The 9,628-nt window shown below is 63.7% G+C and carries 9 protein-coding genes; 3 read left to right on the top strand and 6 right to left on the bottom strand.

All coding sequences use genetic code 11. The features are described 5' to 3' along the window. Positions 1 to 985 (top strand): DUF885 family protein (locus GSQ87_RS22470; protein ID WP_216839214.1); only part of this gene is annotated, 985 nt, incomplete at its 5' end. Here the strand turns inward: GSQ87_RS22470 and GSQ87_RS10940 are convergent. The 3 genes from GSQ87_RS10940 to GSQ87_RS10950 form a co-directional block, all read right to left on the bottom strand. Beyond that, entirely contained in the window at positions 986 to 1,294 is a 309-nt protein-coding gene (locus tag GSQ87_RS10940) for a hypothetical protein (RefSeq protein WP_158915476.1), read from the bottom strand. A gap of 117 nt (positions 1,295 to 1,411) precedes the next feature. Continuing rightward, entirely contained in the window at positions 1,412 to 3,028 is a 1,617-nt protein-coding gene (locus GSQ87_RS10945; RefSeq protein WP_158915477.1) for a carboxylesterase/lipase family protein, read from the bottom strand. A 23-nt stretch (positions 3,029 to 3,051) separates the two neighbouring features. Further along, entirely contained in the window at positions 3,052 to 4,482 is a 1,431-nt protein-coding gene (locus tag GSQ87_RS10950) for an aldehyde dehydrogenase family protein (protein WP_158915478.1), read from the bottom strand. A gap of 152 nt (positions 4,483 to 4,634) precedes the next feature. Here GSQ87_RS10950 and GSQ87_RS10955 point away from each other — a divergent pair, with 152 nt between their 5' ends. Next, the gene (locus tag GSQ87_RS10955; RefSeq protein ID WP_158915479.1) at positions 4,635 to 6,269 is read left to right on the top strand and encodes a GMC family oxidoreductase; all 1,635 of its coding nucleotides are present in this window, start codon (positions 4,635 to 4,637) and stop codon (positions 6,267 to 6,269) included. 267 nt (positions 6,270 to 6,536) lie between these two features. Here the strand turns inward: GSQ87_RS10955 and GSQ87_RS10960 are convergent, their stop codons facing one another. Then, a complete protein-coding gene (locus GSQ87_RS10960; RefSeq protein ID WP_158915480.1) occupies positions 6,537 to 7,175 on the bottom strand; it encodes a hypothetical protein in 639 nt (212 codons plus the stop codon). 241 nt (positions 7,176 to 7,416) lie between these two features. Here GSQ87_RS10960 and GSQ87_RS10965 point away from each other — a divergent pair, with 241 nt between their 5' ends. Then, entirely contained in the window at positions 7,417 to 8,013 is a 597-nt protein-coding gene (locus GSQ87_RS10965) for a TetR/AcrR family transcriptional regulator (protein WP_216839216.1), read from the top strand. A gap of 144 nt (positions 8,014 to 8,157) precedes the next feature. On the opposite strand, the gene GSQ87_RS10970 is transcribed toward GSQ87_RS10965, so the two are convergent. Next, positions 8,158 to 9,360, bottom strand: a complete 1,203-nt coding sequence (locus tag GSQ87_RS10970) for a glycosyltransferase family 2 protein (RefSeq protein ID WP_158915482.1) — start codon at positions 9,358 to 9,360, stop codon at positions 8,158 to 8,160. Between the two features lie 63 nt (positions 9,361 to 9,423). After that, the coding region (locus GSQ87_RS22475; protein ID WP_216839218.1) for a class I SAM-dependent methyltransferase at positions 9,424 to 9,628 on the bottom strand (205 nt) is incomplete at its 5' end.

Here is a 9,628-nt window from a genome sequence, read left to right on the forward strand (position 1 = left end):
TCGCTCGCAGATCAAGGAATACACCAGCCTGGATTTGAGCCCCGAAGAGATCCACGCCATGGGCCTGAAGGAAGTCGAGCGCATCCACGCCGAGATGCTGGCGACGATGCAGGCCAGCGGCTTCAAGGGCAGCTTCCCCGAATTCCTGCAGTTCCTGCGCACCGACCCACGCTTCTACGCCAAGACCGGCGACGAACTGTTGATGCGCGCGGCCTGGATATCGAAGAAGCAGGACGGCAAGATCGGCCGCTATATCGGCCATCTATCGCGCGAGCGCTTCGGCATCGATCCGGTGCCCATGAGCATAGCGCCATTCTACACCTCGGGCCGCGGCGGTGCGGACGTCTGCCTGATGAACACCTACGACCTGCCGTCTCGCCCGCTCTACAACCTGACCGCCCTGGTGCTGCACGAATGCTCGCCGGGCCACTCGCTGCAAGGCCAGATCGCCAACGAACTACAGGGGTTGCCGGCCTTCCGCCGCAGCAACCACATCTCGGCCTATGGCGAGGGCTGGGCGCTGTACGTCGAGAAACTCGGCCGCGAGATGGGCATGTACGAGACGCCCTACGACGAGTTCGGGCGCGAGACCTTCGAGATGTGGCGCGCCTGCCGCCTCGTCGTCGACACCGGGATCCACCACTATGGCTGGACCCGTCAGAAGGCCATCGACTACCTGAAGACCAACACCGCGCTCGCCACCCACGACATCGAGATCGAGGTCGACCGCTACATCACCTGGCCGGGTCAGGCCCTGGCCTACAAGCTGGGCGAGATGGATATCGAGCGGATGCGCGCCAAGGCCGAAGCCGCGCTGGGACCGAAGTTCGACATCCGCGCCTTCAACGACGCCCTGCTGGTCCAGGGCTCGGTGCCCCTTCCGGTGCTCAATGACGAGATCGAGCGCTACATTACCAGCGGCGGCAAGGACCCCTTCGCCGGGTTGGCCGACTCCAGCCGCGGTCCGGAACGCGCGCCGGATTGATCAGGACACCATCCGGGCCGCTCGGGCGAAGACATCGAACAGGAACTCGCCGTCCAACTGGCCACGCACGGCGCCCGCATGCGGATCGTAGAATCGCAGGAGGTCGCGCAAAGCGTGTATGGCCGACGAGGGCGGGCTCGGCGTCGCCGCCCTTGGCATACCCTCGGCCAAGCGCGCCTCGTAGGTGTCGCAGTCGGCCTTCCAGTCCGCCATGACCAGATCGTGCTGTCGCCGCCAGTAGTCCCTGTCGGCCTCGAGGGCTGCGATCCTGGCCTCGGTGGCGCCGAGCTTGTCGAAGGATTGATCCATGCTTGGAGCCTATACCGGACGCACGCTCGGCCGACAGCCTCGAGCGGTGTTGGCCGCCCTTGGCTCGACGCGCGCAGGCCGAGCTTTTCCAAGTGGCGAAGACCTCAAGCCGCTAGATCAACCCGCGCCCTTGTGGGCGGCGATGATCTTATCCCACACCTCGCAGTGATGGCCGTCGCCGTACCGGCTCTCCATGCGCGATTGCGGCGTATTGAAAGACAGCACGTCGTCCGCTGTTCGCGTGTAAGGCGCCCATGGCGTGCCCGGATGCGCCTTCGCATTGGGCATGCCGGTGCGGGCGAAGCTGGACCAGTCGGCGATCATCTCCCGCGAAAGCACGGCCTCGGGCAGGCTCAGCGGATGGGAAGCGCCCTGGCCGCCATGAAACAGCGGGAACAGGAACTCGAGTTCGGCCGTGTGAAAGGCCCCCATCGGATAACTCACCTTGGGAAAGTAGGAGGGCGTAGCGCGGTCGTCGAATTGGTAGGCGTAGACGGGCGTATGGAGGCTCCACATCCTGTCCAGGGTCCGCGCCATGCAGACCTTGTAGCCCTGGGCCGCAGCGATTTCGGCCTCGCTCGGGCTCGGGTAGGCGGACACCGGGTAGGTCGCAGTCAGAGCAGCGGCGTTTTCCGCACCGAAGGACTGCAGGTAACGGTCGAAACCGTCCACCGTCAGGACCACGCCGGTGTTGGGCTCGTCCAGGAAAAAGGCCTGCTCGTCGGCCACCAGACCCGTCAGGATCGGTACACGGTTGAACTGGCCCGAGCCGAACGCCTCGAACGGAGAGTGGGTGATCACCGTCCCGTCCGCGACCGGGAAGCCGGCGGCCACGACGGGGATGATGGGCCCCTGGCTTTGCAACACCTGATCGACGCTGAGCGCACGCAGGCAGACGGCCGTCTGATCCGCGCAACCGGCCTTGGCCGCGAAGGCCTCGGCGGCCTTGAGCGCCATGGCCGGGGCGATCTGTTCGACGTGGGTGCCGCTCTGGTTGATCGCCCGCTGGAACAGCCCGGCGGCGGTCGGCGAGACCAGATTGGCCATGACGCTGGTCCCACCGCCGGACTGGCCGAAGATGGTCACGTTGCGCGGATCGCCCCCAAACGCCGCGATATTGCGCTGGACCCAGCGGAGCGCGAACTGCTGGTCCATGATCCCGTAGTTGGCGAAGGGATGACCCTCGGCGTTCAAGGCCGGATGCGAGAGAAACCCCAGCGCGCCAATGCGATAGTTCAGGGTCACCACGATAACGCCGCCATCGCGCGCCAGCCTGGACCCGTCGTAGTCGTTGCTTTCGCCGCTGAACAATCCGCCGCCGTAAAACCAGACCATCACGGGCTTGGGCGATGTTCGCGGAACGCGGCCGGCTGGCGTGTAGATGTTCAGGTAGAGACAGTCTTCGCTCGTGCTGGGACTGGCGAAGACCCCGCGCGGAGCCTGCGGACAGGTCCCGCCGAAGCGGGTCGCCTGCAAAGTCGTCGCCCAACGCCTGGGCGGCGCTGGCGGTCGCCAACGCAGATCGCCAACGGGCGGCGCGGCATAGGGGACGCCCAGGAACCGATCGACGCCGGCCTCGCGGACACCTTGAAGCCTTCCGCTTTCGATCTTGGCGGCCGGGGGACTGCTCGCCGGCGCTGCACGGCTTAACCGCGGCGAGCACAGCGCCAACAGCGCCAAGCCGGCGATCACGGCGCAACGGCCCGCATCGGACCAGGAAGCGAAGGTACGCATGGGCGGGCCGCTTTCGAAGATTGCTACGCCGTCCGGCAACCCGCGATGGCCTTGATCTCGAGATATTCCTCAAGGCCGAAAACGCCGAGTTCCCGTCCGTTGCCGGACTGCCTGTAACCCCCGAACGGCGCCCCGCGATCCGCCTGGGCGCCATTGATGTAAATACGCCCCGCCCGGATTCTCTTCGCGACCCGACGGGCGTCCTCCACGTCGCCAGCTTGGACGTATCCGGCAAGGCCGTATGGACTGTCGTTGGCGATCGCTATGGCCTCGTCCTCCGTGTCATAGCTCAGGATCGACAGGACCGGGCCGAAGATCTCCTCCCTGGCGATGGTCATGTCCCGCGTCACGTCGGCGAACACGGTCGGGCGCACGAAATAGCCGCCCCCGAACCCTTCCGGGCGACCCGGCCCACCGCAGACCAGCGAGGCGCCTTCCCGCACGCCGCTCTCGATCAGGCCCTGCACCTTGTCGAACTGGGCCTTGCTCGCCAACGGCCCCATGGTCGTGTTCGGGTCGCGCGGATCGCCGAGCCGGACCTGTCCCGCCGCCATCCCGGCGTAGGCGATCACCTCGTCGCGATGCTGGCGTTGGACGATCATCCGGGTCGGGGCCTGACAGGACTGGCCGGCGTTGGTGAAGCACCGCAGCACGCCCGCCGGCACCGCCTTGGCCAGATCGGCGCCGGGCAGGATGAGGTTCGCCGACTTGCCGCCGAGCTCCTGCGCCACCCGCTTGACCGAGTTGGCCGCCGACTTGGCGACCAGGACGCCCGTGCGGGTCGAGCCGGTGAAGGAGATCATGTCGATGTCCGGATGGCCGGAGATCGCCTCGCCCACGCCTGCGCCGTCGCCGTTGACCAGGTTGACCACCCCCTTGGGGACGCCGGCCTCATGCAGCAGGGTCGTCAACAGCACCGCGCTCAACGGCGACACCTCGCTCGGCTTCACCACCACCGTGCAGCCGGCGGCCAGCGCAGAGGCCAGCTTGGAGGTCATCTGGTTCAGCGGCCAGTTCCATGGCGTGATCAGCCCGCACACGCCGATCGGCTCCCTACGGATCAGCGAGCCGCCCATGGCGTATTCGAATTCATAGGTCGACAGGACCTCGACCATCTCCTTGAAGTGGCCCAGCGCCACGACCGTCTGCACCTCGCGCGAAAACGTGATGGGCGAGCCCATCTCCGTCGTGATCGCCTGGGCCAGGTCTTCCTTGCGCGCCTCCCAGACGGCGATGATCCTTTGCAGCAGGGCGATGCGCTCGGCGGGGCTGGTTTCGGAGTAGGTCGCGAAGGCCCGGCGCGCGGCGACCACCGCCCGATCGACATCGGCGGCCGACCCGAGGCTGATGCGCCCGACGATCTCCTCGGTGGCGGGGCTGACCACATCGAAAGGCCGTGGGACCGCAGGGGCGACCCACTCACCATCGATATAGAATTTCGCGCTGTCGTTCATGCCCGCTTCCCGGCTTGAGCGCCGTGGAGGGTAGTCGAAACCACCCCAGGGCATGTCCCCCGCATTAGGGGACAGATGGATCGAACCATAAGCAATAACCGAACACATCAAAGAATAATAACAATTCAAGACTTCAATCTGGAAACATTTTTATGGGTCTGGAATTTGACTACATCATAGTCGGCGCTGGCTCGGCGGGCTGTTGCCTCGCCAATCGCCTGACCGAAACGCCCGATGTTCGCGTCCTGGTGCTGGAGGCCGGCGGCTGGGACATCGACCCCTGGATTCACATCCCGCTCGGCTGGGGACGCATTCTCAAGAACCGCCTGCACGACTGGATGTATTTCACCGAGCCCGAGCCCAACCTGAACGGCCGTCGTATCGAGTGCTCGCGCGGCAAGGTCATCGGCGGCTCGTCCTCGATCAACGCCATGGGCTATGTGCGCGGCAATCGCGGCGACTACGACCGTTGGGCGGCGAGCGGCCTGCCCGCATGGTCGTACGCGCAGATGCTGCCCTACTTCAAACGCCAGGAATCCTGGGAGGGTGGCGAGACGGCCTTTCGCGGCGGCGACGGCCCGATCCACACCAAGTTCACCCGATACGAAGACCCGCTGACCGAGGCCTATGTCGCCGCGACCCAGGCGGCCGGTTTCCCGCTGACCGACGATTACAACGGCGCCCAGCAGGAGGGGCTCGGCCGCTCCCAGACCACCATCCACAACGGTCGCCGCCTGAGCGCCGCCACGGCCTATCTGAAGCCCGCCCGTCGGCGCGGCGCCCTGACCCTGGAAGTCAACGCTCACGTCGCCAGGGTGGATATCGAGAACGGTCGCGCGGTCGGCGTCACCTACACGCGGGGCGGCGAGACGCGCGTGGTCCGCGCGCGCCGGGAAGTCATCCTGGCCGGCGGCGTCATCAACTCACCGCAGTTGCTGATGCTGTCGGGCATAGGCGATCCCGCCGCGCTGGAGCCGCTCGGGATCAAGGTCGCCTCGGCCCTGCCCGGCGTCGGGCGGAACCTGCAAGACCACCTGTCGGTCGGCATCGAATACCGCCGCGCCGAAGCCGGGCCCTTCGTATCCCTGATGCGTCTCGACCGGATCGCCGTCGAACTCGCCCGCGCCTATCTGTTCGGCGTCGGCCGAGCCACGGAACTGCCGAGCGGCGTCATGGGCTTCTTCAAGACATCGCCCGATCTCGCCCTGCCCGACGTCCAGATGCTCTATCGCAGCACGCCCCTGGGGGCCGAGCCCTATATGCCGCCGTTCTCCAAGCCCTTCGCGGACGGCTTCAGCACCCGCGCCGTGCTGTTGCGCCCGGAAAGCCGGGGCCACCTGCAACTCGCATCGGCCGATCCGCAGGCGCCTGTCCGTATCTTCCAGAACTTCCTGGCGACCGAGAAAGACCGCAAGACGATCCGCGATGGGCTGCGACTGTTGAGGGATATCGCCCGGCAAGCCCCCTTGGCGCCGTTCGTGGCGGCGGAGTTGTCGCCAGGGCCGGGCAAGGTCTCCGACGACGATCTCGACGCCTATGCGCGCGCGACGGCCTCCACCGCCCACCATCCCCTAGGCACCTGCAAGATGGGACCGGACACGGACCCAGACGCTGTGGTCGACGAGACTCTAACGGTGCGCGGAATCGAGCGGCTGAGGGTGGTCGACGCTTCGGTCATGCCCGACATGGTCGGCGGCAACATCAACGCCGCCGTGACCGCGATCGCCGAAAAAGCTGCCGACATGATCCGAGGCCAGCCGCCCCTAATACCGATCGGCACACCTTAGGCATCGCCCGTGGGACAGACGCTTACCGGGATTGTCAGCAGCGCGATTCGGACAGGCTATCCCACGACCTGGAACGGTTGCTCCTGAGCGCCATGGGATTTGGCTTTACGCGTTTCATGACGTTGCGGATATCGCTCTCGTGGACGTCATCGCTCGACATCACTAGGCGAATGAGCGGGTCAGCCAAAAGTTGTTCCAGGTTTAATTCGTAGTGTCCCATCGGACTTAGGCCTTCTGTAAAATGAAAGATCGCTTCCAAAAACAAAGCTAGTTCGAAGACGAGCCGACCCGAACCAGGGATATCGCCTCCAGGGTCGTCGCCCCATCCGCTCCCTCGATGTCATGCTCGAGCAGCGCGGTGTCGGGTCCGGTTCGCCGGACATGTATCGTCGCCTGAGAAGTCCCGACGGCCGGCGCACGAATGACGACATCGCCGCGCGCATCGCGCGCCGCGCTCACCTCAAGGACCGAACCGTCGACCTGGCTGGTCGATGGCGCGCCCGCGAACGAGATATCGTAAGCGCCTCGGGCGACTTCGGCCCCCCGCCGGCTCTCGACCAGATCGTAGACCAGGCGATCTCGATCATCCTGGGTCACGGTCACGATCGCCGTGTCGGGCGCGGGTCCGGTGATGCTTTCCTGGAAGCTCGAGCTTCGGCTCGCCATGGTCCAACGCCCTTCCAAGCTCGACGTCGCGGCGTAGCCTTGCGACCCGAAACCCACGGCCATCACCATGCCCGCCACCGCTGCCCGCCAGGCATGTCCACCCCGCGAGCGGAGCAGTCCTGCCGCAGCGCCCTCCCCCTGCAGACGCGCGCCCGTAGCCGTCGCCGCACGCGAACGACTGGCGGCGCGAAGCGCGTCGGAGAAGGCGAGAGGAAGACCAAATCGGGTGTCACTGATCATCGGCTGAATTCCTGGTGGGCGTTACGGACAACCTGCCCAAACCCCCTTCTGTATCGTCCGGTACGGAATATGGCCGGTTCGAAAATACGTCAAGCACTTTCTATACCGATTGGTACGGTCAATTCGGATCAATGGATTTGGCTCGGGAGGGCTGGCTCCGAGCCCATCATCAACCCCGACCTTTCGGCGGTGGACGCCGGGGCCGCGACCTTCTATATTGATTGGTATGGAAGTCCAAGACGTGACGATCGTCCGAGGCCGGCCGCGCGAGTTCTGCGTGGACGCCGCCCTGTCCGCCGCGCTCGGGGTGTTCTGGAGCAAGGGCTATGAAGGCGCTTCGCTGACCGACCTGACCGAGGCCATGGGCGTGACGCGCCCGAGCCTCTACGCGGCGTTCGGCAACAAAGAGGCGCTGTTCCGCAAGGCGCTGGATTTGTACGAGCGCGAGAAGCTGGCCTTCATGAGCGCCGCCCTGCAAGCCCCGACCGCGCGGGACGTGGCGGCCCGGATGCTCACGAGCGCCCTGGAGATGCAGACCAGCACCTCCGGTCCCCGTGGATGCCTCAACGTCATCAGCTCCGTCGCCTGCGGGCCGGAAGCCCATTCCATCAAGGCCGAGATTCTCTCCCGCCGCGCCTCGTCGGAGGCCGCCCTACAGGAGCGTTTCGAACGGGCGAAGGCCGAAGGCGAGCTCCGCGACGGCGTCGATCCCGCCAGCCTGGTGCGCTATCTCATCACGGTGCTGCAGGGGATGGCGGTGCAGGCGAGTTCCGGCGTTCCGAAGGCGGACCTGGAACAGCTGGTGAAAACCATCCTGCAGCTCTGGCCGAGCCGGTAGTCCCCTGGCGGCTCCGGGACGTCTCGTCTAGTTTCTCTCCTACCGGCCCCCTAAACCACCGCCATCCATTGGTGACGCGCAGGCGCGATATTTGGAACGGTGTCACTTCCAGACCCAAGAAATGCCAGGCGGATCGCCAGCACCTCAGTTAAATGCATGCGAAATTTGAAGGGCCAGCTTTCTCGCAGCGTCGATATTCGCCGCAAGTGAACGGACTGCAGTCTCCATCGCTTCCCGGTCGCTTGAAGCGATATCCAATTCCGCCGTGGACAATACTTGCCGGAATTCATTAATGGCGCTCGTGTACGCTTGAAAACTATCCTTCATCTTGTCGTGAAAATCCCTTACAGCTTGCAGTTGCTCAGAGCCGTCCGGCCTCCACGCCTTGCTGAGGAGATTTAAAGCGTCCCACTCCTCCTCGGAGATGACGGTTCCCAGCGCCACGCATCGCCAAAGGTTCTCGAATATGTTGTCGACGAAAGTCACACGTCGCGTTTCGGGACCCTGGATCGATCTTCGCCCGTTGATCCGTTCGAAAAGCCCATCGTCAAGGCCGATTTTGTTGGACACCCTCTGGATCAACATCGGTAGGTGGGTCGCCAAATGGTGAAAATTCCGAGCGTGCACACTGCTTGCGCTCGCGTCCCATCGATGACGAACAACGGGCTCTGAAAAATAATATGCGGCTTTATCATGGAAGGCGTGAAGATAATAAGCTATTTGACTGTAGCAACATTCAGCTTCTATGAAATGATCCGCACTTACGCTGGCGGCAATGGATGTCATATATATTTGTGAAGACCAAAAACTAAGTTGATCAAATCCAAAGAAATTTATAAGGTGAATAAATGTTTTGAATTTTTGGTCTTCAATACCGTGTTTCCTTGCACTCACGATAATGTCGAAGCTTTTATTCCAGACTTGACGGTCAAGAGTGAGGAATTCAGGCTGCTCCACTTCTAATACGGCGACAATTTTCCCAAGGCTGTCGGCGCTCAGCGCGTCGTCGTCACCGAAGACCCAGGTCCAGCGACCGTGCGCCCGATGGGGCGCGGCGTAAACCTGAAAGGCGCCGCCCTCGTTTTTAGCATGGATCATATAGCTCACCGAGGGATGAGCCGCCGCCAGGCGCTTCAGAACGGAAGCAGTCTCCGGTCCGGACGCGTTGTCGGTGACGATTATCTCGACCTTTCCAACCAACTCGCCAACGATCTGGCTCGCGATGCTGTTGACAGATGTCCAGAGTTCGTCAGGTCGCTGAAACGTTGGCACCACAACGGTCAGCAGGGGCGTTTGCGCCATCGGCTGGAAGAAACTGTCGGCTAGCGCGCATTCGATTTTATACACTTCTATCGAGCCCCCTACGCCCCGCCGGGCGTTGGCTCAACGGTTGAAGCAAAATATCAATAATCAAGGCTTAACCACGCCCAAAGGCAATCTGCAGACGACAGATAGAACTTGGGTAATACTCGATAGACTAAAGATGGGTCGAATATGAAGCTCGACGACTTCCAGCCCGCATCCGGCGATCAATTTTCGCACGGCCTCCTCAGTGAAGAAGTTGATATGCTCGTGCCAGTATTTTTTCTTGGGTGCGAGTTCGCGTGAACCGGCC

Origin of the sequence: Caulobacter sp. S45, assembly GCF_009765965.1 — a bacterium.
In the GTDB taxonomy this organism is placed as follows: Bacteria; Pseudomonadota; Alphaproteobacteria; order Caulobacterales; family Caulobacteraceae; genus CAHJWH01.